The 26900-nt window shown below is 65.3% G+C and carries 26 protein-coding genes; 15 read left to right on the top strand and 11 right to left on the bottom strand.

Annotated elements, in window-relative coordinates; genetic code table 11:
* Window positions 1-645 precede the first annotated feature (645 nt).
* Window positions 646-1854 carry an MFS transporter gene (locus RFM68_RS23910; protein WP_320235478.1) on the top strand — a complete coding sequence of 403 codons (1209 nt, stop codon included), beginning with the start codon at window positions 646-648 and terminating at the stop codon, window positions 1852-1854.
* Window positions 1855-2075: 221 nt separating this feature from the next.
* On the opposite strand, the gene RFM68_RS23905 is transcribed toward RFM68_RS23910, so the two are convergent.
* The gene (locus RFM68_RS23905; protein WP_320235476.1) at window positions 2076-2525 is read right to left on the bottom strand and encodes a cupin domain-containing protein; all 450 of its coding nucleotides are present in this window, start codon (window positions 2523-2525) and stop codon (window positions 2076-2078) included.
* Window positions 2526-2710: 185 nt separating this feature from the next.
* On the opposite strand from RFM68_RS23905, the gene RFM68_RS23900 reads away from it, so the two are divergent.
* Window positions 2711-3820: a helix-turn-helix transcriptional regulator gene (locus RFM68_RS23900; RefSeq protein ID WP_320235475.1), complete on the top strand. Its 1110-nt coding sequence runs from the start codon at window positions 2711-2713 to the stop codon at window positions 3818-3820.
* 140 nt (window positions 3821-3960) lie between these two features.
* Here the strand turns inward: RFM68_RS23900 and RFM68_RS23895 are convergent, their stop codons facing one another.
* Window positions 3961-6180, bottom strand: coding sequence for a cation:proton antiporter domain-containing protein (locus tag RFM68_RS23895; protein WP_320235487.1), 2220 nt, complete (start codon window positions 6178-6180; stop codon window positions 3961-3963).
* A gap of 279 nt (window positions 6181-6459) precedes the next feature.
* Here RFM68_RS23895 and RFM68_RS23890 point away from each other — a divergent pair, with 279 nt between their 5' ends.
* Window positions 6460-6666: a hypothetical protein gene (locus RFM68_RS23890; protein WP_320235474.1), complete on the top strand. Its 207-nt coding sequence runs from the start codon at window positions 6460-6462 to the stop codon at window positions 6664-6666.
* Window positions 6667-6789: 123 nt separating this feature from the next.
* Complete coding sequence (locus RFM68_RS23885) at window positions 6790-7566, top strand: DUF2270 domain-containing protein (RefSeq protein ID WP_320235473.1); 777 nt, start codon at window positions 6790-6792, stop codon at window positions 7564-7566.
* 154 nt (window positions 7567-7720) lie between these two features.
* Here RFM68_RS23885 and RFM68_RS23880 read toward each other — a convergent pair whose 3' ends face one another.
* Window positions 7721-8323, bottom strand: a complete 603-nt coding sequence (locus tag RFM68_RS23880; RefSeq protein ID WP_320235472.1) for a sulfotransferase family protein — start codon at window positions 8321-8323, stop codon at window positions 7721-7723.
* A gap of 37 nt (window positions 8324-8360) precedes the next feature.
* Window positions 8361-9260, bottom strand: a complete 900-nt coding sequence (locus RFM68_RS23875) for a VOC family protein (protein WP_320235471.1) — start codon at window positions 9258-9260, stop codon at window positions 8361-8363.
* A 147-nt stretch (window positions 9261-9407) separates the two neighbouring features.
* On the opposite strand from RFM68_RS23875, the gene RFM68_RS23870 reads away from it, so the two are divergent.
* The 4 genes from RFM68_RS23870 (at window position 9408) to RFM68_RS23855 (ending at window position 13745) form a co-directional block, all read left to right on the top strand.
* Entirely contained in the window at window positions 9408-9707 is a 300-nt protein-coding gene (locus tag RFM68_RS23870; RefSeq protein ID WP_320235469.1) for a hypothetical protein, read from the top strand.
* 556 nt (window positions 9708-10263) lie between these two features.
* On the top strand, window positions 10264-11466 hold the full coding sequence (locus RFM68_RS23865; RefSeq protein ID WP_430694918.1) for an ABC transporter substrate-binding protein: 1203 nt from the start codon (window positions 10264-10266) through the stop codon (window positions 11464-11466).
* A gap of 38 nt (window positions 11467-11504) precedes the next feature.
* Window positions 11505-11651 (top strand): hypothetical protein, encoded by a 147-nt coding sequence (locus RFM68_RS23860; protein ID WP_320235468.1) that lies wholly within the window; start codon window positions 11505-11507, stop codon window positions 11649-11651.
* 492 nt (window positions 11652-12143) lie between these two features.
* Window positions 12144-13745, top strand: a complete 1602-nt coding sequence (locus tag RFM68_RS23855; protein WP_320235467.1) for a bifunctional AfsR/SARP family transcriptional regulator/alpha/beta hydrolase — start codon at window positions 12144-12146, stop codon at window positions 13743-13745.
* 93 nt (window positions 13746-13838) lie between these two features.
* Here RFM68_RS23855 and RFM68_RS23850 read toward each other — a convergent pair whose 3' ends face one another.
* A complete protein-coding gene (locus RFM68_RS23850) occupies window positions 13839-14669 on the bottom strand; it encodes an aldo/keto reductase (RefSeq protein ID WP_320235466.1) in 831 nt (276 codons plus the stop codon).
* A gap of 222 nt (window positions 14670-14891) precedes the next feature.
* Between RFM68_RS23850 and RFM68_RS23845 the strand changes: the two genes are divergently transcribed.
* On the top strand, window positions 14892-15164 hold the full coding sequence (locus RFM68_RS23845) for a hypothetical protein (RefSeq protein ID WP_320235465.1): 273 nt from the start codon (window positions 14892-14894) through the stop codon (window positions 15162-15164).
* Window positions 15165-15210: 46 nt separating this feature from the next.
* Here RFM68_RS23845 and RFM68_RS23840 read toward each other — a convergent pair whose 3' ends face one another.
* Window positions 15211-15810 carry a TetR/AcrR family transcriptional regulator gene (locus tag RFM68_RS23840; protein WP_320235485.1) on the bottom strand — a complete coding sequence of 200 codons (600 nt, stop codon included), beginning with the start codon at window positions 15808-15810 and terminating at the stop codon, window positions 15211-15213.
* 485 nt (window positions 15811-16295) lie between these two features.
* On the opposite strand from RFM68_RS23840, the gene RFM68_RS23835 reads away from it, so the two are divergent.
* Genes RFM68_RS23835 through RFM68_RS23825 form a run of 3 tightly spaced genes read left to right on the top strand, consistent with a single transcriptional unit; the run spans window position 16296 to window position 20067 of the window.
* Window positions 16296-16796, top strand: a complete 501-nt coding sequence (locus tag RFM68_RS23835) for a (2Fe-2S)-binding protein (RefSeq protein WP_320235464.1) — start codon at window positions 16296-16298, stop codon at window positions 16794-16796.
* Window positions 16793-17776, top strand: coding sequence for an FAD binding domain-containing protein (locus RFM68_RS23830; protein WP_320235463.1), 984 nt, complete (start codon window positions 16793-16795; stop codon window positions 17774-17776). The genes RFM68_RS23835 and RFM68_RS23830 overlap by 4 nt, the downstream gene beginning before the upstream one ends.
* A complete protein-coding gene (locus tag RFM68_RS23825) occupies window positions 17773-20067 on the top strand; it encodes a xanthine dehydrogenase family protein molybdopterin-binding subunit (protein WP_320235462.1) in 2295 nt (764 codons plus the stop codon). The genes RFM68_RS23830 and RFM68_RS23825 overlap by 4 nt, the downstream gene beginning before the upstream one ends.
* Window positions 20068-20436: 369 nt before the next feature.
* Here RFM68_RS23825 and RFM68_RS23820 read toward each other — a convergent pair whose 3' ends face one another.
* On the bottom strand, window positions 20437-20754 hold the full coding sequence (locus tag RFM68_RS23820; RefSeq protein ID WP_320235461.1) for an SgcJ/EcaC family oxidoreductase: 318 nt from the start codon (window positions 20752-20754) through the stop codon (window positions 20437-20439).
* A gap of 151 nt (window positions 20755-20905) precedes the next feature.
* On the opposite strand from RFM68_RS23820, the gene RFM68_RS23815 reads away from it, so the two are divergent.
* The 3 genes from RFM68_RS23815 (at window position 20906) to RFM68_RS23805 (ending at window position 22178) form a co-directional block, all read left to right on the top strand.
* Window positions 20906-21115, top strand: coding sequence for a hypothetical protein (locus tag RFM68_RS23815; protein ID WP_320235460.1), 210 nt, complete (start codon window positions 20906-20908; stop codon window positions 21113-21115).
* A 38-nt stretch (window positions 21116-21153) separates the two neighbouring features.
* The gene (locus RFM68_RS23810) at window positions 21154-21540 is read left to right on the top strand and encodes a VOC family protein (RefSeq protein ID WP_320235459.1); all 387 of its coding nucleotides are present in this window, start codon (window positions 21154-21156) and stop codon (window positions 21538-21540) included.
* Between the two features lie 137 nt (window positions 21541-21677).
* Entirely contained in the window at window positions 21678-22178 is a 501-nt protein-coding gene (locus RFM68_RS23805; RefSeq protein WP_320235458.1) for a hypothetical protein, read from the top strand.
* Between the two features lie 193 nt (window positions 22179-22371).
* Here the strand turns inward: RFM68_RS23805 and RFM68_RS23800 are convergent, their stop codons facing one another.
* From RFM68_RS23800 to RFM68_RS23785, 4 genes are all read right to left on the bottom strand, one after another.
* Window positions 22372-23130, bottom strand: a complete 759-nt coding sequence (locus RFM68_RS23800) for a slipin family protein (protein WP_320235457.1) — start codon at window positions 23128-23130, stop codon at window positions 22372-22374.
* Window positions 23127-24491: an NfeD family protein gene (locus tag RFM68_RS23795; RefSeq protein ID WP_320235456.1), complete on the bottom strand. Its 1365-nt coding sequence runs from the start codon at window positions 24489-24491 to the stop codon at window positions 23127-23129. Before RFM68_RS23795 ends, RFM68_RS23800 begins: the two co-directional genes overlap by 4 nt.
* Before the next feature lie 274 nt (window positions 24492-24765).
* Window positions 24766-25074, bottom strand: coding sequence for a hypothetical protein (locus RFM68_RS23790; protein WP_320235455.1), 309 nt, complete (start codon window positions 25072-25074; stop codon window positions 24766-24768).
* 274 nt (window positions 25075-25348) lie between these two features.
* The gene (locus RFM68_RS23785; protein WP_320235454.1) at window positions 25349-26770 is read right to left on the bottom strand and encodes an MFS transporter; all 1422 of its coding nucleotides are present in this window, start codon (window positions 26768-26770) and stop codon (window positions 25349-25351) included.
* Window positions 26771-26900: the final 130 nt, after the last annotated feature.

Below are 26900 nucleotides of genomic sequence, written 5' to 3'. Positions count from 1 at the left end.
GCGCGCTGGATGGATCCGCAGGCAGCCCGGCGTCGCGCGCAGCATTGAACTGCTCCTCGACCCCGACAGCCTGCCCAGGCTACAACCCATCGAAACCGTCAAATCCCCTGTGCACAGGTACTAGGTGAAGGTGATCGATGAGCCGGCCGCGATAGAGTTCCATGAATGGCGCCTCCTGTTGCGGGGGATTAGTCTAGAAAGGACCGGTGTGCGGTCAATGAGGGGTGCCGCAGGTTGCTGACACTTTGAGACGCTGGCGGGACGCGCCCCCCTCTGTCCTGCCGGACATCTCCCCCACTTGGGGGGAGATCAGATGTCGCGCGGCCTTTCGCCAATCGCCAACGTCGCAAGAAAAGCGCCGGCGACGAAGCTGCCAATCTCCCCACTTGTGAGGGAGATAACCGGTCCACCCTCCTTAGCTGCAGCGCAGCTGCTGCGGAGGACGGGCAGGACAGAGGGGGCGCCGTAGAGTGCTGATCTCTCGGGCGATCGGCGATCACTGACCCCAAAAAAATCCGGATAAAAAATGCAACCAGATTGTAGGATCGGGTCCCGCGCTGTCGTCCTTCGGACGCAAGCGGCCCGGTGGACCTGGAAAAACCGTGCCGCATCAAACAGGATGCCTTGCGGCATGGGAGAAGAACCATGAACCATTCCTATCGTTGGGTCATCGTCGCGGCCGGCGCGCTGATGACCTGTGTGGCGCTCGGCGCCATGTTTTCGCTGGCGATCTTTCTGGAGCCGATGTCGCTCGACACGAACTGGTCGCGCACCGGCATTTCCAGCGCCATGACCTTGAATTTCCTGGTGATGGGTCTCGGCGGCTTCGCCTGGGGCGCGATCTATGACCGGGTCGGCGCCAGGCCCGTCGTGCTTGCGGGTGCCGTCCTGCTTGGCCTGTCGCTGGTGGTTGCAAGCCGCGCCACGTCGCTGCTGGTCTTCCAGCTCAGCTACGGCGTCATCGTCGGGCTGGCGGCCAGCGCCTTCTTCGCGCCGATGATCGCGCTCACCACCGCCTGGTTCGACACCAACCGCAGCCTCGCCGTGTCGCTGGTCTCGGCCGGCATGGGCGTCGCGCCGATGACCATCTCGCCCTTCGCGCGCTGGCTGATCACTGCCTATGACTGGCGCACCGCCATGTTCGACATCGGCGTCATGGCCTGGGTGCTCTTGCTGCCCGCCGTGTTCCTGGTGCGCCAGCCGCCAGCGGCGGTCGCGGCTGCCGACGGCACGCCGGCGCCCGTCGCCGACGATCCCGGCATGAGTGTCGGCCAGGCGCTGCGCTCGCCGCAATTCATCGTGCTGGGCTTGACCTTCTTTGCCTGCTGCGCGGCGCATTCTGGCCCGATCTTCCACATGGTGAGCTATGCCATGTCCTGCGGCGTGGCACCGATGGCGGCCGTCTCGATCTACAGCGTCGAGGGGCTGGCCGGCCTCGGCGGGCGCGTGCTCTACGGCGTGCTCGGCGACAGGCTGGGCGTCAAGCCGGTGCTGGTCACCGGGCTCGCCATCCAGGGGTTGGTCATCGCCGCTTACCTGACCGTCGGCCAGCTCGAGCAGTTCTACCTTTTGGCCATCATCTTCGGCGCCACCTATGGCGGCGTGATGCCGCTCTACGCGGTGCTGGCGCGCGAATATTTCGGCCTGCGCATCATCGGCACCATCCTTGGCGCGGCCACGATGCTTTCCAGCCTCGGCATGTCGCTCGGCCCGCTTGCCGGCGGCATGATCTACGATGCCTATGCCAGCTATCACTGGATGTTCATCGGCTCGGCGCTGATCGGTCTCGGCGCGGCGGGCATCGCCATCGCCTTCCCGCCGCAGCCGAGCCGGCAGAAGCTTCAGATGGCGTGAGGAGAAACCAAGCCTTTGAGCACCGGCGGGACAGCACCCCTCTGCCCCGCCCGTCCTCCGCAGCAGCTGCGCTGCAGCTACGCAGGATGGACAGGGCATCTCCCCCTCATCACGATCAGCGCCGTTCCCCTGCCGGCCTGGCGGGCGATGGCATCGGCGGCGGCCCTCGAGCGCATCGCGGTCTCGATCTCGGCCTCACCGGCTGGTGTCCAATGCGGCGCCTATGGACCGGCGGCGATCAAAGGCGGCCCGGTGATCTCCATATCGAATTTGGCCGCGATCGCTTTGATTGCCGCGAGATCGCGCGGAATCTCCAACTCCTGTGCGGCAACCGTCGGGAAAAAGCTTTCGAGCCCGCCCGGGGACAGGATGGCGATCCATCGTGCACGTTCTACGACAAGGAACGTGTGCTCAACGCCAGCAGGAATGTAGAATACGTCGCCGGCGCTGCGTTCGGAAGTTTCCCCGGCACACCAGAAGCGTAGCCGCCCTTGGAGAATGACGAAGACTTCGTCGGACTTGGGATGGCGGTGGCGCGGCGGTCCATCGCCCGGACCGGCATCGGATGCAAATGCCCCGAATTTTCCGCCGGTCTCACGCGGCGTCAGAAGCGCTTCGTAGTGTGTACCGTTCCAATCGGCTTGAGTACCAGGTGCTACCGGCGTTTGCATTTTCGCCACATGGGATTGGTGTTGAGCTTGATGGCGCCACGATAGCTACACGTTAACCTCGGGCGCTCGCCTCGTATGAACATATGAGGTGTGGCGCGGGACCGGCGGGAAATGGTTGTCAGTGAAACCGGCTTGCGGCAAACTGCAATTCCCGTCGGATAAGGGAGCGGTGAAACCCGGCTCGCATGCACGACTTCGATGGACTGGTCGGGCAGATCTACGATACGGCGGTCGAACCCGGCCGCTGGCCGCAGGTTCTTGAGACGCTGTCGGATTTCCTCGAAGGCGCCGCCACCAAGCTGACGTTCCAGAACGCAAGGAGTTTGCGCAGCGAAGCGAGCTCGGTACGCATGCCGCCGGAGGCGGACCTCACCTACGGGCAGTATTACTACAAGACCAATGTGTTCCTGCCGCGCATCGCCAGGCTGCAGGCCGGCACTTTGATTCCGGTGTGGGACCTCCTGCCGCGCGAAGTCTACCAGCGCTCCGAGTTCTACAACGACTTCTGCCGGCCCGGCGACATGTGCCACCCGATCGGGGTCGTGCTGGCCAACGAACCGGACATGCGCGTCGTGTTCACCTGTGGGCGCGCCAGAACGGCCGGCGAGTTCGAGCCCGAGCATCTCGACCGGCTGCGCCGCATCGGACCGCATCTGGTCCGCGCGGCGAGCGTGGGGCTGCGACTCTCGCGTTCAGAGATCGCCAGGAGTGCCAATGTCGAGGCGCTCGACCGCGTCGCCCAGGGCGTGCTGATCGTGGCGGCGAACGGCGAGATCCTGTTCGCCAACCGGGCGGCCGAAGCGCTGCTCACCGAGGCCGACGGGATCAGGATCGAGAAGGCGGCGCTGCGCACAAATACAGCGGCGAATACCGCGCAGTTCCGGCGGTTGATCGCCACGGCCGCGGAGCGATCGGACACTGCGGGCGGCGTGATGGCGCTTGCGCGGCCGGTGCCGCGGCGACCGCTGAGTGTGCTGGTGGCGCCGCTGACGATCGAGTCATCGTGGTTCGTCACGGATCGCCCTGCCGCGATCGTGTTCGTGGCCGATCCGGACAGCGCGCCGCGGAGCGCGCAGGACCAGTTGCGCAATCTCTATCGGCTGACCCCGGCCGAGGCAGCCGTGGCCATGGCGATCGCACGCGGCGAAGGGCTGCAGGCGGCCGCGGATGAGCTCGATGTCAGCCTGACCACGGCGCGCACCCACTTGCAGCACGTATTCGAAAAGACGGAGACGCGACGACAGGCGGAATTGGTGCGCCTCATGGCGACCAGTGGACTTTACGACCGACAATAGCCGGAGCGCAGCCAGGCTTTGCGTGGCCGGCAGGGACAGCGCCCCCCTCTGCCCGTCCTCCGCAGCAGCTACGGAGGGTGGACCGGGCATCTCCCCCTCAAGGGGATGAGATTAGCTAATCCCTACCCTCACCCGGACCCTCATCCCGTGCGCACCGCCTCGCGGTCGCTTTCGTCGCGGCGGAGCCGCTCGTCTGAGATCAGCGCCACCGGGCATGGGCTGCGCTGCAGGACAGCCGTCGTCGTCTCGCCGAAGATGAGCTCGTCGCCTTGACGCCGCGCCACGCCCATGACGATCAGCGCCACGCCCCTGCCGGCCTGGCGGGTGATTGCATCGGCGGCGGCGGCCCTCGAGCGGATGGCGGTCTCGATCTCGACGCCATAGCGGTCGGCAAGCGCGACGATGTCCTTCAGCACCGCCTCCCTGCGGCGGTGCGAGACGGTGTCGCGCAGCTCGTCACGGCCGACGCGCGCGACATAGAGCATCTTGACCGGCGCGCCGGTGACGGCGGCGATGGCTAAAGCCAGCTCGGCGCCGCGTCGGGCATTCGCGGTGCCGTTCACCGGCACCAGTATCTTGCCTGATCCGGGGCCAAGTCGCGGCATCTGGCGGCCGGCGGTTGCCGGCTTCAGCACCAGGCAGAGCGGCCCGTCGAAAGCGCCGGCGACTTCGTTCAGCCGATGCGAGAAGCCGCCCTTGGAGGTGACAGCGCGGCCGAGGCCGACGACCAGCATGCCGTAGCCCTTGCGCGCCTCCCTGACGACCGCCTCAGCCGAAAGCTCCTCATGCTGGCGGCGGGTGACCGGCGTTTCGCGCACCGGCGTCTCGTCGGACTTCTTGGCCGCCTCGCGGCTGTCTTCGGCCCCCTTCTCGATCTCGTCCAGATGCAGCCCCTCGGTCGGCTCGGCATCGGTTTCGCCGCTGGAATGCAGCACGGTCGTCGGCTTGCCGGCGCCGATGACGCCGGCAAGATAGGCGGCGAAGCGGCCGACCACACCCTCGTCGACCACCACCAGAAGCCGCTCCAGATTGGCAACGAAACCGCGCTGGTCGATCTCCTCGCGCTCCAGGCGCTTCTTCTCGTTCTCGCCAATCGACAGGCGACGCAGCGCCCAGCGCAATGTCGGCGGCATGGCCAAGGTGGTGATGACGGCCATGGTGAGGATCATGGTGAAAAGATTGTGCGAGAGCACGCCCATCGTCAGGCCGATCGAGGCGACGATGACCTCCGTGGAACCACGCGCGTTCATGCCGCAGCCCACCGCGATGCCTTCGGCGCGGCTCATGCCGGCGACCTCGGCGCCGATGAAGGCGCCGCCGAACTTGCCGATAGAGGCGATCACCACCAGCGCCACGGTGAGCAGCGCGAGCTGCGGGTCGACCAGCACGGTGAGATCGGCCGACAGGCCGGCAACGCCGAAGAAAATAGGCATGAAGAGGGCGGTGATAACTCCACGCAGTTGCCCTTCGATGTGGCGCGACAGGATCGGCGACTCGCCCACCAATATGCCGGCGACGAAAGCGCCAAGCACGGTATGCACGCCGATCAGGTCGGTAATCAAAGCCATGGCGCCCATGATGGCGAGGATGACGGTAACCACCGCATATTCCGAGCGGAAGGTGTCGTTGGTCCAGCGGATGGCGTCGAAGACGATGCGCCGTCCAAGCGTGAAGGAAAACGCCATGAAGGCCGCCACGCCGAGGATAGTGAAGGCCAGGCTGCCGATCTCGATCCGTCCCTTGGTGGCAATGCCGATGGTGATCGCGATGATCACCCAGCCGATCGTGTCCTCGATGATGGCCGAGGAGACGATGATCTGGCCGAGGTCACGGCGCATGAAGTTCATGTCGCGTACCACCATGGCGACGATCTTGACGGATGAGATGGAGAGCGCAGTGCCGAGGAACAGGCCGGCGACGATGCGCCCGCTGCCGGCGGCAAGCAGCGTGTCGGGCATGAACTGGGCGGCGATAAAGCCGAGCACGAACGGCGCGGCGACACCCGCGGCCGAGATCGAAAAACAGGCGCGGCCGACGCGGCGCACGAGCCTGAGATCCGTTTCCATGCCGGTGAGCAGGAGCAGCATCAGCACGCCGAGCTGGGCGATGGCGTTGATCATCGACTTCTGCGAGGGGTCGCCGGCGAAGATCAGTCGCTCGGCCGCCGGCCAGACCCAGCCGAGCAGCGAGGGCCCGAGCAGGATGCCGCCGATCAACTGGCCCATCACCGCCGGCTGTCCCAGCGTTTCCAGCACCTCGCCGATGCCGCGGCCGACGACCAGAAGCAGGATCAGCTCGGCGACGAAAATGCCTTCGCTGGACATGCCGGTTTTCTCAGCGGCGTAGGCGACGGCTGGCATCAGCGCGAGCGCCGCAGCGCCAAGCGCGATCCGGACCGACAGCGACGGGCGCCGATTGAGCATGCTGGACAAACTATGCACCCCTCATTCCTTGCGTCGGCATAACGGTTTGGCGCGAGGATCGGTTGCACGGTCAGCGGCAACCGTTTCCCCGCCCTGCCATGAAATGGGGGAGAGGAACTCTCCCTACAATTCTAATCAAATACCGCCGCCGATCTTTGCTTCCCGGTAAAGCGACTCGGCGATGGTCGCGACACGGCGGGCAATAAGGAGAAGCTAATGAAAAGCGACTTTGCCGCCGCCCACCTGCACCTCGACCGGGCCTGCCATTACCTGCGCGGCGACGACGAAACGAGCCGCGCGGCGCTTGCGGCGCTCGACCTGGTGATCGAGGCGGTGGCGGCAGCCCAGCATGCCAGGCCGATCGCCGATGTGCTGCCCTTCCCGCGGCCCATAAATGGTGGCCGCCCGCCTCTTGCATCCTGACTTATCCGCCTGAAAAGGCGGGAACATTCTGGCCGGCCGCACGTTATGGCAATCGGGGTGTGGCCGGCTGTTCTTAAAGTCAGGATGCGGCCGGCCATGGCGGCGGGAGGCGCATGGCAGAGAATGTTCCAGACCAAGGCCGCAAAATCCACCGACGCGGCAAAGTCGACAGAGGCGGCCGTGCCGGCAAAATCCACCGAAGCGGCTGCACCGCCGCGCGCTTCCGACACGCTGGCGCTGAAGCTCAGTTCCGCCGAATTCACCACGACGCTGTCGCATTTCCACCGCGCCGAGATCGCCCGCATGGCCGGCTGGCGCGACCGGCTCGACCGCACCAGCAACTGGTCGATCACCGTCGTGGCGGCGATGCTTTCGGTGTCGCTGTCGACGCCGAGCGCCCATCATGGCGTGCTGCTCTTCGCCATGCTCCTGATCACCCTGTTGTTGTGGATCGAGGCGCGGCGCTACCGCTTCTTCGATGTCTACCGCGCCCGGGTGCGCCAGTTCGAGCGTTATTATTTCGCGCAGATTTTCTCGCCGCAGCCGGACTATGCCTCCAACTGGCTGGCGATCCTCGGTGAAGGCCTGCGCTCGCCGCGCTTCCTGATCTCGCAGCGCGCGGCGCTGATCCGCCGGCTGCGCCGCAACTACATCTTCATGTACACGATCCTGCTGCTCGCCTGGATCCTGAAGATCACTACGCCGAGCCTGTCACGCGAAGGCTCGCCCATCGGCTTCGGCGCTACGCTGATCGACACGTTCCGGGTGGCGACGTTCGGTCCCATCCCCGGCGTCGTCGTGGTGTGCGGGGTGGCCGCCTGCTATCTCGCCCTGCTTGCCGCCGCTTTCCTGGTCCGCGCCGATGACGGCGAGCTGTCCTTCGGCGACGTGCATGTGTGATTGTGGAGGGAATAGGAGTAGGGAATAGGCAATAGGAAAACCAGACGGCGCGGACGCTCCTCTACTGCCTATTGCCTATTGCCTATTGCCTATTGCCTATTGCCTATTGCCTATTGCCTACTGCCTACTGCCTACTGCCTACTGCCTACTGCCTTCAGTTCAGCGAAAACGCCGTGCGGAACTCCTGCGTGGTGTTGCGGGCGGGATAGGGCTGGTCCGGCACGGGAACGCCGAGATGGGCGCAAAGCGGCCCCCAGCCGTCGCCGAGCTTGTGGACCAGAAGGCGCTCCGCCGGCACGGTGTTCAGCACCGCCTCGACATTTGCCTCATAGACGGCGATCGCATGCGCGCGGTCCTGCGGGCGATCGCCGAAGACCTGCTTTGCGACAAGGGCGATGCCCAGCGAGTCCTGGTCCTTGCTGCCGGCAATGCCCGACAGGATGGTCTTTTGGAAACTCTCCCACCAGCTTTCGGGCGAGCGCCAGGTGAGGATGACCCGCGCCTGGCGGTAGGTCTCGATCAGCTCGCGCCAGTAATGCGCCGACGGCCAGTCGACGCAGGATTTGTAACCGGCAAGGAGCCTGTCCCAGTCGGGCGCGGCTCCCTTGGCCAGCGCCCGCCAGAGCCGCTTCTGCTCCGCATGCGCCATCACTTCCGACATATGATGGCAAGGGCAGAAGCCAAGAATGGTCAGCGCCTCGCGCATCGAATCCGTGCCGGTCCGGCCGAAGCCGGTTCCTATCACTCCAAGCGACATTTTCCTCTCCCCCACGTTGCCCTCGTCAAGCGCGCGATCAATCTCCCCGGACCACGAGCCGCAAGCGATTACCCTCCGGATCGGCGGTCGAAATCACGCCGCCGTCCGTTTTCGCGGGCACATTGGCCGCTTCGAGCCTGCGCTCCACAGCGGCAACCTCCTGCGCGGAGCCAAGCTCGACGGTGAAATGGTCGAGGCCGGCGGCATTCGGCGGCGGCTCGCGCAGTTCGTCGCGCGCCCAGACGTTGAAGGCGATCATATGCGCGCGGCGCTGGGTGCCGCAGTCGAACATGCCGAAGGTCCTGGACTGGATATGCGGCCGGAAGCCGAGCACGCCGAGATAGAAGTCCATCAGCGTCTCGGGCGCCCGGGCGCGCAGGTGGATGTGGCCGATGAAGGCGTCGCGCGCCATATTCGGCTCGACATGGCCGGAATCGCCGAGGTCGCGCAGCAAGCCTGATAGGACCAGCGGCTCGAGCCCGGAATGCGCGCTGCCGTCGGTGGCAATCAGCGACACACGGCCGTCGGGCGACACTTCGCGACGCAGGAAACGCTTCGGCGTGTCGAAGCAAATCTCGATGCCGTTGCCGGACGGGTCGGAGACGTAGAGCGATTCCGAAACAAGGTGATCCTGGGCGCTGTATCGCAAGCCCGATGCCTTGAGGCGGGCGGCCGCGTGCGCGAGGTCGCGCCGGGTCGTGACGTGGATGGCGACGTGGAAAAGATCGCGCGACTTCTGCGGCAGGGCGACTTCCGCACCGGCATGGAGCACGATCAGAACCCGGGCGCCGACGCCGAGCTCCGCCTGAGCGGAATCCTCGCCGACCAGCGCCAGCCCGAGCGTATCGCGCCAGACGGTCAAGGCGGCCGGGATGTCGGTCACCTTGAGATAGACCGGCCCGAGACGGGTGGCTTGAGACAGCAATCCTTCGTCCATCGTCGTTCTGTCCGATTGCGGTCGGCAAGCATATTAGCTGTGAATGAAATGACTGTCGCGCCCGAAGTTCGGGTTGACCCCTTCCCGGCGGGCGGCGACTATTGCCGGAGACTTTTCCTGGAATTGCTTTGAGCAGGAGGAATTCGCATGGACGACACCGACCACTGGCGCAACATGGCGAGCGCGCCACGGGACGGCAGCCGCATCCTGGTGACGGTGCGCTCCTCCGAGCAGGGGCCGGCAGAGGTCGACATGGCCTACTGGTCGCGCGCCGACCAGTTCGGCGAGGAAGGCTGGCGGGCCTCGGACTCCTCGCCCGGCCGCGTGGTCGAATATGCCGAGCCCGAGCTCAGATGCTGGATGCCGCTGCCGTCTGCCGGGCGAGGCTCGATGCCGAGCCCCTGGGAGGGCGAGGACGTGCCGCTGGTGGATGGCTCGGGGATTTAGGGTGAAGCCCGCGGTCGATTGGAAGGCGGGCTTTCAAAGCCGAAGCGACAAGGCGGGTCCTCGCCCGGCGCGGCGGCGAGAGAGCGTTGCGCGGACCAACGCCATCAAGGCAAGAAGCCGGCTCGCGAGCATTGGTGGACTGATCCTAGTGGATAAAATCAGACGCTTGGTACCCTGTTGAATGCCTGCTCTTGATCCCTGCCGGACATCTCCGGGTCAGTTACTGCCTCATAGCGGACCTTCAAGGGAACTCCCCCGGGCTTGACCCATTTCGGACGAGCATCCGGGTCTCGTGGTCATCGCCGCAGCTTAGTTCCAGGTATCTACGCCTTGCTCATGCGACCGCGTATCGCGCAGTCCCCCAATATGCCATTATGGGTCAGAGGACGTCGCGAACCCGCTGCTCGCTCCCACCTTCAAAACCGCGATCGATGCCAAGAAGGTCGACGCGGAGGAACTTGCATCGAACGCAAGCCGACGGAGGAAACGAACCATGAAACATGGATCAACAGACGAACACACAATGAGGGTTGAACCTGCCGCTGGTCAGCGACCGATGAGTCGCCGCGATGCGCTCAAGACAGCAGGTCTGGCTGGAGCCGCCGCCCTATCAACGGGTGCCGTGTCGGTTTGCGACGCCCTGGCGTCCGCCGACGCGATGGAGGACCTGGTTGCGGCCGCCAAGGCAGAAGGGCAGCTTACCGTCATCGGGTTGCCGCGCGACTGGGGCGCATACGGCGTCTTGATAGACAGGTTCAAGGCGAGATACGGTCTGACAATCAACGAACTCCGGCCGCGTGCCGGCTCAGCCGTTCAGATAGAGGCGATCAAGGCAGGGCGAGGCAAGACCGACCCCCAAACACCTGACATAGTCGACCTTGGCATGTCCTTCGCCTCATCGGCAAAGGAAGACGGCTTGTTGCAGCCGTACAAAGCGTCAACGTGGGGCACGATCCCGGCAGTGGCCAAGGATGCACAAGGGTATTGGTATGGCGGCTTTTACGGAGTCCTTGCGTTCGAGATCAACGCTGACCTGGTCGCCAAGATGCCTCGGGATTGGGCGGATCTTGCCGCGCCGGAGTATAGGAACTCGGTCGGCCTCGCCGGCAATATTTCTTCAAATCAAGCGGTCCAGAGCGTGTTCGCCGCAGGCTTGTCGGCGGCGGGAAACGTCGAAGAAGCCGCTGATCAGGGTCTGAAGTTCTTCGCTGATCTCTATGAGACGGGCAATCTCGTTCCCATCATTGGCGATGCCAACTCGCTTGCTGACGGCCGCACGCCGATCCTCATTCGCTGGGATTACCTCGCGCTGGGTGACCGCGAGCGCCTGAAAGGGACAACGAGAATCGAAGTCATCAGGCCAAGGACCGCCGTCGTTGGGGGTGTCTATGTCCAGGCGATCAGCGCCTATGCTCCGCATCCAAACGCTGCTCGGCTATGGATGGAGTATCTTTATTCAGACGAGGCGCAACTCGCCTGGTTGAAAGGCCATTGCTATCCTATCCGGTTCGCGGACCTCGTGCGCAGTGGAACGGTTCCTATCGATTGGCGCGAAAGGCTCGGACATCTCGACCACGAGGGGTACGATGTCGACCCGGTATTTCCGACCCTCAAGGACCAGGAGAAGGCGACAGACATCATCACCAATGGTTGGGACGATATCGTTGGTGTCAAGGTTCTATGCCTGCCTTCCGAGGAGTACCCCGGCCCGATGTCCTTCAACAACATGAAAGCGCCGGTTCCTCAGCAACCAATTTAATTTGAGGCCAGCGACGGCCTCGCGCCAATGCAGCTCCGATGCCGACCATTGCCTATGGCCAGCTCCATGTGGCGCTGTTGAGCGACCTCGTGTGGTGGATCACCAAAGCGACGATCGGCAGCCTTGTTGCGGTTCCGAAACGCCACCAGCCTAACATCAGTGGGAAGGTCGACGCGTGGCGCTAATTACTGGTTCGGATTGACGAGGCCAGCGGCTGCCTTCCGCCCTTAGGAGACCCGCACGGCGGATACTAAGCGTCTGATTCCACTAGGAACAGCGGTAAGCCGTTGGGCTAGCTGCCGCTCCAGGTACCGCGCCTGGGCGATGTCGTGACGAAAGATTGCGGGTGAGTTGCCCTGGCGCCGGCAGAAATCGTCATCTTGCCGGAAGGGCCAGTCGGTCGGGCTGAAGGGCAGCATTGGGTTCTCCCGTGTTTTAGGTCCGACCAACTCTCCGGTGCGACCGTGATGAAGCTGGAGAAGGCAGCGTGATCGAAACGTGAAAAAGACGGCTTGGGAGAAATAGCGGTTGAATTAGCGTGGTCTAAGCGAAAGAATTGCCCAGAACCGTGGGCGGGGCGCAATCCGATGATCGGGCCTCATCTTTATCTCCTGGGCGGATTTGACCTCGCCGGTACTGGCGCGACGGCTCCAACCTTGAGCCGCAAGGCGCGGGCAATGATGGCCTATCTCGCCCTGCAAGCCGGACAGGCACAGTCGCGCGAGAAGCTTGCCGCGCTGCTGTGGAGCCTCAATGGCGAAACGCAGGCGCGGATGAGCCTCAGGCAAGCCGTTTCGGCCATCCGAAAGTCCATGCACAAGTGCGGCAGCGGACGGTTTCTGACAGACGGCGCCAGTGTCGCCCTGCGTCTCGACGATATCAACTTCGACGTTGCCCGATTCGAGACGCTGGCGACAGGCTCGTCGCCCGAACATCTCGAGCAGGCACTCGCGGTCTACCGCGGCGACCTGCTCGACGGTCTTGGCCTGAAAGAGGAGCCGTTCGAGGACTGGCTTCGAGTTGAGCGCGAGCGCCTGAGGACGATGGCCGTCACGGCGCTGGAAAGGCTGGTGGCGCATTACAGCGCATCGAACAACCTTTCATCCTGCGCGCGCACGGCTGCGCGACTGCTCGCAATGGAGCCTCTGCGCGAAGATATCCACCGGGCCTTGATGAGGGCCTATGCCGCGCAGGGCCGCATCAACCTTGCCCTTAAGCAGTATGGCCTCTGTCGCGACGTGCTGCAGCGAGACCTCGCGCTGCCGCCCGAACAGGAAACGCGTGAGCTGTACGAGACGCTGAGGGCACGTCGGATGAGTTCATCGCCCCACTCGACGCGTCCGGCTGCGGTCTCCGAGCCGGCGGCCGGTTCCGGGGCAAATGCCAGCGGGAGCCTTTCCGGCGGCGAGCCGATGGCACCGCCCACCCACTATGTCAAATCGGCAGGGATCAACATCGCCTACCAGGTGACCGGCGACGGCCCGATCGACGTCGTCTATGTGCCGGGCTGGGTCTCCAATCTCGACATGGCCTGGGATTCACCGCGGTTTGCGCATGTGCTCAACCGGCTGGGTGCCTTCTCGCGCCTGATCCGCCTCGACAAACGCGGCACTGGCTTGTCCGACCGCAATGTCGGCCTGCCGACGCTGGAGGAGCGCATGGAGGATGTGCGCGCCGTGCTGGACGCAGTCGGCTCCAGCCGAGCGGTGCTGTTCGGCAGCTCGGAGGGCGGTCCGATGTGCATGCTCTTCGCCGCCACCTATCCCGAGCGGACCGCCGCGCTGGTGCTCACCGGAACCTACGCCAAAGGTACGTGGTCGAAGGACTATCCCTGGGCGAGAACCGTTGCGCAGGTGGACGACGATGTGGCCGCCGTCGAGAGGCAATGGGGCAAGCCCGCCGACATGAGCAACGCAGCGCCCAGCCTGACCGAAAACATGGTCGAACGCGAGTGGTTTGCCGCCTATCTCAGGAACTCGGCCTCGCCCGCCGATGCAATCGCGCTCTGGCGCTGGGGTACCGAAGTCGACGTTCGCGACATCCTGCCCGCGATCCGCGTCCCGACGCTGGTCGTGCAGAGGACGGGCGACCGCTGGGTACGCCCAGAGGAAGGGCGTTACCTGGCAATGCACATCCAGGGTGCCAGATACGTCGAACTGGCCGGCAGGGACCACGTGATCTGGGGCGAAGACTGCGACCGCCTGATCGACGAGATACGGAGCTTCGTCACCTGCGCCGAATCGACATCACGAAAGACCGTCTCTGCCCTCACCGGATGAGGGCCGGCACGTCGTCGGTAGAACTACTGATTTCCCCATTTGGGAGGAGATTGGCAGCTCGCGCGCCGCGCCGCCAAAAGGGGCGCAGCGCTCTCAGAACAAAAACGCCGCCGTTGCCGGATCAGGCCCGGTGCGGCCATCACGCGTGTCCATGCCGCGAATGGTCTGCATATCTTCGCCATCCAGCTCGAAACCGAAGACGTCGAAATTGCCGGCGATGCGGTCCTGATGAACCGACTTCGGGATGACGATCAGCCCTTCTTGCAGGTGCCAGCGGATGATCACCTGCGCCACCGACTTGCCGTGCTTCCCGGCGATCGTCTCCAGCGTCGGATCGGCCAGCAGCCGGCCGCTGCCAAGCGGGCTCCAGCTTTCGATGTGGATGTCGTGCTGCTTGTGGAAATCTCTGCTGTCGCGCTGCTGGAAGCGCGGGTGCAATTCGATCTGGTTGACGACGGGCGTCACACCGGTCTCGCCGATGATGCGTTTCAGATGGTCCTGGTTGAAGTTCGAAACGCCGACCGACTTGATGCGGCCGGCCTTCTGGAGTTCGACCAGCGTCTTCCAGGCCTCGACATATTTGTCCTGGCTGGGCACCGGCCAGTGGATGAGGAAGAGGTCGATCTCATCGATGCCGAGCTTCTGCATGGTATCGTCGAAGGCGCGCAGCGCCGCATCGCGCTGATGCGCGCCGTTGCGCAACTTCGAGGTGATGAACAGCTTGTCCCTCGGCACGCCCGCAGCACGGATCGCCTTGCCGACGCCTTCCTCGTTGCGATAACCCTCGGCGGTGTCGATGAGGCGATAGCCGGCGTCGATGCCCCAGCGCACGACCTTGGCCGTGATGTCCGGATCGACCTGCCACACGCCAAGCCCGATCTGGGGGATTGAGGCGCCGTCGTTCAATTTGAGCTGTTCAGGCATGAATCGTTCCTTCTGGACGGTGGGTTGGCCCCGCCTATGTAGTTTCCAGATTTGGAATGACGAGTTGATGCGCGGAAAAATGGGCGACCTTGTAGCCGTCGGGGTCCTCCCGTCCATCAGCAATCGCTAATTGACAGGTCTACGGAAAACGCGCCTATGGCTGGCGGTGGATCGCAACAAGGCGGTCGATTTGGCCCGCCGGCGTCACCTCGGGAGGATTTCATGCCAACTGTCATCGGCCACCACAACATCACAAAAGGCGCCAAGCACTGGCTCACGTCACCGAAGCGCAAGGAGATATTCGGCGCGCTTGGCATAACCAACATCCGCACCTTCGTCGATCCGCAAAACCCTGAGCGGGTGGCGGTGATGATGGACGTTCCGGATATGGATAAGCTTGCGGCCCTGATGCAGAGCAAGGCAGCCGCCGATGCCATGGAATTCGACGGCGTGGTACCGGATTCGCTGGTCATCCTGGTTGAAGAGAAGGGCTAGGCGACCTGAGACGCTAGCGGGAGAATTATTCGTAGAGCACCCGTCGCTACTGGTTCTTCGCCCCGAACCGCAGCCCATCCATCAACAGCTTTACCAGCCGTCCCGACCGTTCGCGCCAGTCGGGCGTGTTCGGTGCCGAGTATATGCCGCCGAGCGCGTGCATGACATCGGAGGCGTCGACGTCGGCGCGGATTTTTCCCGAGGCGGCCGCCGCCTCGACCAGGCCTCGCATGGCGCCCGAGACGCGGCCGGAGGTGTCGGAGAACAGCGTCGAGTTGGTGGTGAGCAATAGCCGCAGGCTGGTCGCCAGGCCGCGCTTGGTGGCGATGTAGTCGACGAAGCGCTGCATCCAGAGTTCCAGCGCGACATCGGCCGGATGCTCGCGGGCGAGTTCCTCGGCGGCGTGGCAGAGCCCTTCCACCTCGCGGCGATAGACGACCTCGACCAGGTGCTCGCGCGTCGGGAAGTGCCGGTAGAGCGTGCCGATGCCGACCCCTGCCCGCTTGGCGATGTCCTCCAGCGAGGCGTCGACGCCGTCGGTGGCGAAAGCCTGCGCCGCCACCTCGACCAGCCTGTCGCGGTTGCGCTGCGCATCGGCGCGCAACGGCTTTGGCGCCGGCGCATCGCGCGTCGCCTCAGCGGTCATTTCCTGGTCGGGCACTTTTTTCTCCACTCAGCGCAATATGGGGGGTTGAACCATGACTGGCCAGACCCCAGTTAAATAAACGGAGGCACCTCCGATTTAGTGGAGTGCTTTTATCATATAACCAGGGGAAGCCGTATGTCACGTGTCGAAGGACGGAAAGCTTCCCCTGCCCGCTGGAGAGTCGGGGCGCCTTTTGCGTCGCTTGCGGATAACAACTTCCCCCGTGAGTTCGTCATCCTAGGGCGAAGCAAGGAGCGGAGCGACGCGGCGCAGACCCTAGGATCCATGCCGTTACCAGCGAGCGCGGCCACGGTGCAGAATTCTGGCTCGCTGCGTTCCTCGGCAAACGTCGCGGCATGGATCCTCGGGTCAAGCCCGAGGATGACGAATGCAGAGGTTGCCTCGCTGCCACCGTTGCCCTTGCCCCTCTCCTCCCAAGCCCCATTTCCATCCGCCTAGCGTCCAGCAATCGGAGCCCGACGCCCATGAATGACCAAGTCACCATCAGTCCCACCACGCTTTCCATCCATCTCACCATCAACGGCCGCGAGCACGCGCTGGACATCGAGCCGCGTGTCACGCTGCTCGATGCGTTACGCGACCGGCTGCACCTTACCGGCACCAAGAAAGGCTGCGACCAGGGCCAGTGCGGCGCATGCACCGTCCATGTCGACGGCCAAAGAGTGCTGGCCTGCCTGACATTGGCCGCCCAGGTCGAAGGCCGCGCGATCACCACTATCGAGGGGCTGGCCGGCGAGGACGGCACGCTCAACGCCGTGCAGGCGGCCTTCCTCGAACAGGACGCCTTCCAGTGCGGCTATTGCACGCCCGGACAGATCATGTCGGCGGTGGCCTGCATCCGCGAGGGTCACGCCGGCTCCGACGAGGAAATCCGCGAATACATGGCCGGCAATCTGTGCCGCTGCGGCGCCTATCCGCACATCGTCGCCGCCGTCCGCCAGGCCGCACAGGAGCTGCGCTCATGAGAGATTTCGCTTACGTCCGCGCCGACAATATCGAAGCCGCGCGCAACGCCTCGGCGCTGCCCGGCGCCATGCTGCTCGCCGGCGGCACGACGCTGGTCGACCTCGCCAAATGCGGTGTCGCCGAACCCTCGACCGTCATCGACATCAGCCATATCGAGGGGCTCGACGCCATCGATGTCAGTGCCGATCGAGCGATCATCGGCGCGCTGACGAAGATGAGCCATGTCGCCGACAACGCCGCGGTGAAGAGCCACTTCCCCGCCGTGTCGGAAGCGCTTTGGCAAGCGGCCTCGGCGCAGCTGCGCAACATGGCGACCATCGGTGGCAATCTGATGCAACGCACGCGCTGCCCCTATTTCCGCGATCCGCAGAACTTCCCGGCCTGCAACAAGCGCTTGGCCGGCAGCGGCTGCTCGGCGATCGGCGGCGTGACGCGCGGCCATGCGGTGCTCGGCACCAGCGAGGCCTGCATCGCCACCTATCCGGGCGATCTCGCGGTGGCGCTCGTCGCCTTCGATGCGGAGGTCGATCTCGGCGAACGGAAACTCAAGGTCGAGGACTTCTTTCTTGCACCCGGCGCCACGGCCGAGCGCGAGCACGACATCCGCCCCGGCGAGGTGATCACGGCCATCGAGATCCCCGGCTCGGCCGCGGCCAGACGCTCGACCTACGTCAAAGTGCGCGACCGCCAGTCCTATGAGTTCGCGGCGGCAAGTGCCGCCGTCGGGATCGAGCTCGAAGGCGATGGCCGCACCATCCGCGACATCCGCGTCGCGCTCGGCGGCGTCGCGACGAAGCCGTGGCGGGCGCGCGCTGTCGAGGAGGCGCTGAAGGGCAAAGCGCTCGACGAAGCCACGGTCCGCGAGGCGAGCGATCTCGCCATGGAGGGCGCCGTCGACCATGGCGCCAACCACTACAAGATTGCGCTGGCGCCGCGCGTCATCGCCAGAGCCATTCTCGAATTGGGAGAGACGGCATGACCGTTCATGACATGAAACACGCAGCGTCCGACAGCGCGCGCCTCGAAGCGGTCGGCGGACGGCTGTCGCGCGTCGACGGCCCGGCCAAGATCACCGGTGCCGCCCACTACGCCTTCGAGCAGAAGCTCGAAGGGCTGACGCATGCTGTGCTGGTCGGCGCGACCATCGCCGCCGGCAAGGTTACCGCCATCGACACACGCGCGGCCGAAACAGCGCCCGGCGTGCTTGCGGTGCTGACGCCCGATACCATCATGGAACTGAAAGGCGCGTCGGACTGGTTCGGCAACCCGCCGGCGCGGTCGACCTACTGTCCCCTCGCCCGCGACGTTACCTTTTCCGGCCAGCATGTCGCGGCGGTGGTGGCCGAGACCTTCGAGCAGGCGGCGGCGGCGGCGGCATTGGTCAAGGTCTGGTATGACGAGATCCCGGCCATCGTCGATCTGAGCGACGGCAAGGCCGGCGACGGCATCCCGATCGACGCCATGACCAAGGAATGGGGCGACGCGCAAGCCGCCTTCGCCGAGGCGCCGGTGCGCATCTGCGCGGCCTACAACACGCCGCGCGAATTCCAGGCGGCGATGGAGCCGCACGGGCTGATCGCGCGCTGGGAAGGCGACGCGCTCACCATCTGGGAGCCCAGCCAGTGGCTCGACGGCATGGCGCGCACCTATGCCGAGTGGTTCGGCGTGCCGTTCGAGAATGTGCGGCTGGTCTCGCCCTATATCGGCGGCGGCTTCGGCTCCAAGGCGCTGGCGCTGGCGCACAGCGCGGTGGCGGCTGCGGCGGCAAAGATGCTCGGACGCCCGGTGAAGCTGGTGCTCAACCGCCCGCAGAATTTCACCTCCTATGGCGGCCGTGCCGCGACGCGGCAGACGGTTGCGATCGGCGCCGACATGCAAGGCAAGATCCAGTCGATCGTGCATCGCGGCGTCAACGAGACGGCCGTCGACGGCATGTGGGTCGAGCCGCTCGGCTCCGTCACCTCGATCATGTACGCCACGCCGAATTTCTCCTCGAAGCAGAACGTCGTGCGGGTCAACACGGTGGTGCCGGGTGCAAAGCGGGCGCCGGGCGAGAATCCGAGCGCCTTCGGCATCGAATGCGCCATCGACGAGCTTGCCTATGAGCTGGGCATCGATCCGCTAGAGATGCGGCTGATCAACTATGCCGAACAGGATCCACATGCGAAGAAGGCCTGGTCGACAAGGCAATTGCGCGAGGCCTTCGCCGCCGGCGCCGAAGCCTTCGGCTGGGCGAAGCGCTCGCGCGAGCCGCGCTCGATGCGCGACGGCCACCAGCTCATCGGCTGGGGCGTGGCCGCCGGCACCTACCCGGTGCGGCGCGCCCATGGCGAGGCGGTGGTAAAGATCCTCGCCGACGGTACGGTCGAGGTGGAAAGCTCCTCCATCGACATGGGCCAGGGCACCTACACGATCCTGGCGCAGACCGCGTCCGAGACGCTCGGCGTGCCAGTGGAGCAGGTGTCGGTGAAGCTCGGCGACTCGCGCCTCGCCCGCGCGGGCGTCACCGGCGGCTCGCGGCTTGCCGGCGTCATGACCGGCGCCGTTTACAAGGCGGCGGGCCAGGCACTGGACGAGTTGATCGGGCTGGCGCTTTCCGACCCGCGCTCACCCTTCCATGGGCTGCAGGCGAACACGCTTTCGGTGCGGGACGGCCGCATCGCCTCGCCGCGTGGTGAAGGGCCGGAGCTTTCGATCGCCGAGTTCCTGTCGGCCATCGGCCGCGACAGGATCGAGGCCAAGGGCGACACCGTTCCGGCCAGCTTCACGCCCGAGCAGCGCTACAACAACTACACCACCATCGCCATGGCGATCCCGCACACCGAGGGCGACTATTCGCGCCATTCCTGGTGCGCGCATTTCGTCGAGGTGCGCGTCGACGAGGATTTCGGCACGGTGCGCGTGTCGCGTGTGGTATCGGCGCTGGATTCCGGCCGGCTCTACAACCCGAAGCTGGCCGAAAGCCAGTGGAAGGGCGGCATCATCATGGGCATCGGCCAGGCGCTGCTCGAAGAAGGCATCGTCGACCGCCGCCACGGCCGCATCGTCAACGGCAATTTCGCCGACTACATGCTGCCGACCAATGCCGACATCGCCGACATCCAGACGATCTCGGTCGGCATTCCCGACCCGCACTCCTCCGCGCTCGGCGGCAAGGGCGTGGGCGAGCTCGGCATCGTCGGCGTGGCGCCGGCGATTGCAAACGCGGTGTTCCACGCGACGGGGAAAAGGGTGCGGGATCTGCCGATCACGCTGGAGAAGTTGATTTAGGGAGCCGTCGTTGGACGCGCGTAACCTCCTTGCGGCAGGGCAATCGCATATGGAAGGCCGAGGCTTTCGCCCTACGAATACCGCCACCCCTAACCCCTCCCCACAAGGGGGAGGGGGACCTCGCGGACGCTGATCTCGGCAAATTGCCAAAGTTCGACGCTGATATGGTCAATAAAGGCGCGCGGCAGCGTTAAAGGCGCGCGGCAGCGTTCCCTCCCCCTTGTGGGGAGGGTTAGGGTGGGGGTCCTTCTTCGCAAGAATCATATGCGACTGCCCTGCCCCTTGTGCGGGAGATCGGCAGCTCCAACGACGCCACCTTACTCCTTCGCCGCCAGCAAATTCGCATCCCTTGCCAGGCGCCATTGCCCATCAGGCTCCTTCCGCAAAATCGTCAGCGTATAGCCCGACCGCGGCACCGGCTCGCCACCGGGCGGCGTCGCCGTTGCGGATAAAGGCCCAGTCGCCGAGCAACCGGAGCTCGACGATCTCGCTGGTGCCGTCGATCCTGGTCTCACCCATGCCCATGGCGGCCGCCGCGAACGCCTGCCTGCCGAACGGCTCCTCGCCGGGAACCATGAACACGACATCGTCCGTCATCAGGCCAAGCACGGTGTCCAGATCGCCGTTCCGGCTTGTCGCCATCCAGGTTTCGACCACATGGCGGATCGCGGTTTCGTCATCGGTCATTGGTTCGTCTCCCTTGCTACAACGGCCGGATCGCGACCAATACGTGGAGCATCTGCCGCTTACGTGGTGCAATTGCCGCCGCCGGCAATGCCCGCCGACGGAACCCGCGCGCAACCGCCCGCGTTTGCAACAGAGCGAATGGAGATGGACCATGGCAAGCGCAGCCGACCGCGATCCGCGGCACCACACGCAGAAAATGCAAAAGGCATTCCGGGAGATTCAGGACCACCTGCGGGAAGACATTACAAAGGTCGACGAGCCCCAGTTGAAGGCGATGTTCGAAACCTCGGCGGAGGTCCTGGGAGGTCTGATCAAGGCGTTCCGCGACTATGAGCTGAAGAATGAAGCAGCCTGGCGGTAGTCGGGCTTGGCCCTGAAAGAGATCAGCGAGGCAAGACGATGGCCGCGTCCGCGACTGTAAATGTCCGATACATGGTCGACGACGTCGAGGACGCCGTGGCCTGGTACACGAAGCACCTGGGCTTCAAGCCGCTTTCGAACCATGCGCCGGCCTTCGCGGACGTCACGCGCGGAGCCCTTCGGCTGCTGCTCAGCGGCCCGACCAGTTCGGCGGGCCGGCCGATGCCCGACGGCGAGCGGCCAGGCCCCGGGGGCTGGAACCGGATCCACCTGATCGTCGAGGATCTTGCGGCGGAGGTTGCGCGGCTGCGGGAGGCTGGCCTCAGCTTCCGCAATGAAATCGTGACGGGTCCGGGCGGCTCACAAATTCTGCTGGTCGATCCTTCCGGCAATCTGGTGGAACTGTTCCAGCCGGCCCAGGGGTGATCGCAATCCCGCGTGGTGGCGGGCAGAGAGGCCCGTTGCCCTGGCCAGCGCTCTGAAGTGCAGCTCTCGCGCGCCGCAAGTGGTGCCACCCGATCTTTTGTTTTGTATGATCCGCAACCACCAGATGGAGAAAGATCATGCAGCGCATCTCGACAAAGCTCGTCCTCGCACTTTTCCCGGCCGCCTTGCTCGTCACCCTGCCCGCCCATGCCGCCTCCTGCAATTGGTCCGCCAAGATGGAAGAGGACGAGGGCGGCAGCGTGATGACGGCTTCGGTTTGCGGCGGGCAGAAGGGGGATGCGCATCTGATGCTGGCCTGCTTCGAGAAACCGGTGCTGAGCTATGATCTCGGCACCGCGGGCGGGCAGCTCGAACCCGGCATCAGCGGATCCTTCACCTTCAAGGCCGGCGACAAGAGCCTGACGAAGAAGCTCGAACTCGAGGCGATGTACAACTACTTCACCGCCGAGCTCTCCGGCCCGTCCGACCCGCTGCTGGCGCTCTTGCGCGGCAAGGGCGAGGTGACGGTCTCAGCCGACAAATATGGCGAAGCGACGTTTCCGCTGAAAGGTTCCGGCACCGCGATCGGCAAGGTACTGGCCGCGTGCGGCAAGGGTTCGGGCGGCGCGGCGGATTGAGGCGCGGAGCTCTCCCCTCAGAGGGATTCCTGAGACGCCGACGGGCATCACCCCCTCTATCCGGCCGGCCATCTCCCCAAGGAGATTACGCGCCCAACCGCTTTCGCCAATCTCGAACGCTGGAAAGCTGGCGAGGCGCCGGAGCAACGCTCCCCCTACTCCTGTTGTGCCTCTTGTGGGAAGGGGAAGCGCCTCACTTCTTCTGCCCGCTCAGGAATTGGCCAAGCAAATCCACCGGCAGCGGGAACACCACCGTGGAGGAGCGCTCGCCGGCGATGTCGTGCAGGGCCTCGAAATAGCGCAGTTGCATCGCCTGCGGCTCCTCGGCCAGCATCTTGCCAGCCTCGACCAGCTTTGCGGCGGCTTGCTGTTCGCCATCGGCGTTGATGACCTTGGCGCGCCGCAGCCGCTCCGCCTCGGCCTGCTTGGCGATGGCGCGGACCATGCTCTCGTTGAGGTCGACATGCTTGATCTCGACATTGGAGACCTTGATGCCCCAGGCATCGGTGCGCTGGTCGAGAATCTCCTGGATGTCGCTGTTGAGCTTGTCGCGCTCGGCCAGCATCTCGTCGAGCTCGTGCTTGCCGAGCACCGAGCGCAGCGTGGTCTGCGCCAGCTGGTTGGTGGCCGCGAGGAAATCCTCGACCTGGATGATCGCCCGCTCGGCGTCGACGATGCGGAAATAGAGCACGGCGTTGACTTTCACCGACACGTTGTCGCGCGAGATGACATCCTGCGGCGGCACGTCCTGCACCACTACGCGCAGGTCCACCCGCACCATCTGCTGGATGAACGGAATGAGCAGGATGAGACCCGGCCCCTTGACCGCGGTGAAGCGGCCGAGCGTGAAAACCACGCCACGCTCATATTCCCTCAGGATGCGGATTGCCGCCGACAGGAATATGATCACCAGCAGCGCGAGGACCAGATAGGCGACATAACCGATTGTCATTGTTTTGCTCCGTCGTTTCCTGAGTTGCGCCGTCGCACCGTCAGCACAAGGTCGCTGACGGCGGCCACCTCGACGCTGTCTCCGGGCGCCAGCGGCCCGTCGGCCTTCGCCCGCCAGCGTTCGCCGAGCGCCAGCACATGGCCCTCGCCGCCTTCCCAGTCGAGAATCTGCACCGGGAGGCCGCGCATGGCATCGCCGCCGATGCGCGGCGGATTGCGCCGCGCCGCCCAGAGGTAGCCGCCGGCCAGCAGCGCGAGCCCCAGCGTCAGCGCGGCGGCGGGTCCGATGATCGCCCAGGATATGGCGAAGCCAGGCCCCTCGACCTTGAGCAGCATGGCCGCGCCGAGCAGGAAGGCGGCCGCGCCGCCGAGCCCCAGTACGACCGTCGGATTGAAGGCCTCGACGATGAGGAAGGCGACGCCGAGCAGCATCAGGGCGAGCCCGGTATAATTGATCGGCAGCAGATCGAGCGCATAGAGGGCGAGCACCAGGCAGATGGTGCCGATGACGCCCGGCGCCACAGCGCCGGGGCTCGTGACCTCGAACACGATGCCGTAGAAGCCGATCAACATCAGGAGGACGGCGACGTTCGGATCGGTGATGACGGAGAGAAGCCGGATGAACCAGCCGGGATCCAGCATCTCGACGGCCAGGCCCTTGGTCGCCAGCACCTCTTTCTTGCCGGCCACGTCGACGGTGCGGCCGTCGGCCAGTTGCAGGAGCTCGGTCGTGTCGCGGGCGACGAAGTCGATGACATGTTGCTGCAGCGCGGCACTTGCCGAGAGGCTCGCCGCCTCGCGCACGGCCTTCTCACCCCAGTCGCCATTGCGTCCGCGCAGCTCGGCGAGCGAGCGGATGAGCGCCACCGCGTCATTGGTCACCTTGGCCATCATCGGGTCCGCGGATGGCTGCTCGCTGCCCTTGTTGTCCTTCTCGCCGCCGGGAAGCGAGGGCAGCCCGCCGATCTCGACGGGCGTCGCCGCGCCCAGATTGGTCCCGGGCGCCATCGCCGCGACATGGGTGGCGTAGAGGATATAGGTTCCGGCGCTTGCCGCATGGCCGCCGGCCGGCGCGACGTAGCCGATGACGGGAACAGGGGAGGCCAGGATGTCGGCGATCATCTCGCGCATCGATGTGACCAAGCCGCCCGGCGTGTCGAGTTGAAGGATGAGGACCTCGGCGTTCCGCTCGGCCGCGGCCTTAAGCGCCTCCTTCAGTTGGCGCGCGCTCGCCGGACCGATGGCGCCGTCGATCGCTATGCTGAAAGCAACCCTCTCAGCCGTCGCTCCGGCCGACGAGAAGGGGAAAAGGACCGCGGCCACGAAGGCCGCTGCCAGAAGGGCCACCCGCGCGTGTCTCACGCTCAAAAGCTCCTTGGGTACAATATGGGGTTGTGTTGGAGCGAAGTCCAATGAGGGCGGCCGAGGCGCTCCACCTGCTAGATTGAATCGGCGAAAGCCGTCGCGAGATCCAATCTCCCCCTTGCGGCGGGGAGATGGCCGGCAAGCCGGACGGGTCGCCTCAGATGTCGCAACGCCGTACGAGACAAGAGGAGGTCGGGCATTGCATGCGCAACCTCCCGGGAGAACGCACCCGGCCCCGTGCTTCATCGCGCACGAGCCGGGCCGCGGGACATCAGTAGTCGGAGCCGCCCTCGACGACGACCGGGCGATGATGGTGCCGGTGTCCGATCGAACCCGTGACGATGACAGTGTCCCGGCGGTGATGGCGATAGCGCCAGCCGCGCTCGCCGTTGTCATAGAAGGCGACCGTGCCGTGATGGCGGTGATGCAGGCGGTGGCCTTCCTCGTTGATAATGACGGCGGGATGGTGGTGGTAGTAATGCCTGTGATGCGTCCTGATGACGACATCGGCCTCGGCCGCGGAAGCGACGACGGGTGCGGCGACACAGAGCGCCAGGGCAGCAAGGAGCACTGTTTTCATTGCTCTATTCCTAATTCCTGAATCATCCCTTCGCCGGGATAAACCGATGTTCGCCGCTTTGGTTCCTGTACGAGGCGGACAAGGCCGTCCGCTGCCGGCGCTCGATCGAGAGATGGGAGGACATGAGGCCGGAGCCGCGGTGGGTGGGTTTGTTGGGGTAACCAAGGCTCCGGCCGAAGGCGAAATGGGCTCCGCCGGCTGCCGAGGATAGGCCTCCCATGCACCGATGAAATTGCGTGATCGCGGAAGCCTGGAATCTCCCCGCGAGGGGAGATCAGGCACTCTGGCGCCTCCGCCAATCTCCGACGACCGCGATCGCCACCGCGACCAGCACCAGTCCCGCGGCCACCGCAAAGGTGAATCCCATGCCGCCTGCGACGGCTGCCGGCGCTGCCGCGGCGATATCCTTCGTGCCCACGGCGAAGGCAAACACCGCGCCCATCACCGCCGTGCCGGTGACGAGACCTAGATTGCGCGAGAGGCTGAGCATGCCCGACACTACACCGCGTTCGGACTTGTCGACATCGGCCATGACGGCGGTGTTGTTGGCCGCCTGGAAGAGCTGGTAGCCCGGCGTCAGCAAGACGATCGCCGCCGCGTAGCCGGCGACGCCGAAAAGGCCCGGCAGCGCGGCAAGTGCCGCGCAGCCGGCGACCATCAGCGCCAGGCCGGCGATGACCATCGCGGCCGCGCCGAGGCGGTCGACGGCGCGCCCGGCAATGACGCCGCAGAACGCCGAGACCACAGGTCCGATCGACAGCGCGGCCCCGGTCGCCGCTTCGCTGAGGCCGAGCGCACGCGACAGGAAGAACGGGCCGACAACCAGCGTCGCCATCATCACCGTCGAGACCAGCGCGTTCATGGCAAGGCTCGGCGCCAGCACCCGGTCGCGCAACAGCGCGAGCTTGACCAGAGGCGACGCAACCTTGGCCTCGGCGGCAACGAACAGCGCCGCGCCAATGATGGCCGCACCGAGCAGCGCCACGTTCAGGCCGCCGAAATGGCCGCGGCCCGTGGTCATAGCCAGCGCATAGGCGGCAAGCGTGGCGGCGAGCAACAACGTACCCAGCGTATCGAAGCGCGCGGCTCCCCTCGCCTCGCGCTTGGAGTCGCCGGGCAGGAAGCGCCAGGCGGCAAGCATCGCGACGCCGCCCAGCGCGGCGCTGACGAGGAAGATCGAGCGCCAGCCGAAAGCGGCGATCAGCACGCCGCCGAGCGACGGCCCCAGCGCCGTGCCGATCGCCGACATGGTGCCAAGCAGGCCCATGGCGCTGCCGGTCCGCTCCTTCGGCACCGTCTCGCCGACGAAAGCTATCGCCAGCGCCATCATCACCGCCGCGCCCAACCCTTGCATAGCGCGCGCGGCGATCAGCAGCGCCAGCGACGGCGCCAGCGCGGCTGCCAGCGAAGCGGCGCTGAACAGCGCAAGGCCGGCGATGAGCAGCAGCCGGCGGCCGACGAGATCGCCGAGACGCCCGACGCTGACGATCAGCGCGGTGATGGCGAGCAGGTAGGCAAGCACCACCCATTGCACCGCCGGGAAGGACGCGGCGAAGGCCAGGCTCAGCGTCGGCAGCGCGACGTTGGCGATGCTGGTGCTGAGCGAGGAGATGAGCATGGCCAAAGACAGGCTGGCCAGCGCGCCCGTTGTCGAATGGCGCTCGGGCGCGACGAGGGTTTCGGCAATGTCGGCCATGATTTCTTCTCCGTCGGTTGAACTTGCCGGGGAAAGATAAGCCTGCGGCTGATATGGCGGAACGCGCAGCGTTTGCACTTAATCAGTGCATGAAACGCCATATCGCTTCGACGTATCCGTGCTATGGTCG

The organism is Mesorhizobium montanum, assembly GCF_033977145.1.
GTDB classification, from domain to species: Bacteria; Pseudomonadota; Alphaproteobacteria; order Rhizobiales; family Rhizobiaceae; genus Mesorhizobium; species Mesorhizobium montanum.
Note: the sequence above shows the minus strand (reverse complement) of the source record. Positions and strands in the feature narration are given on the sequence as shown.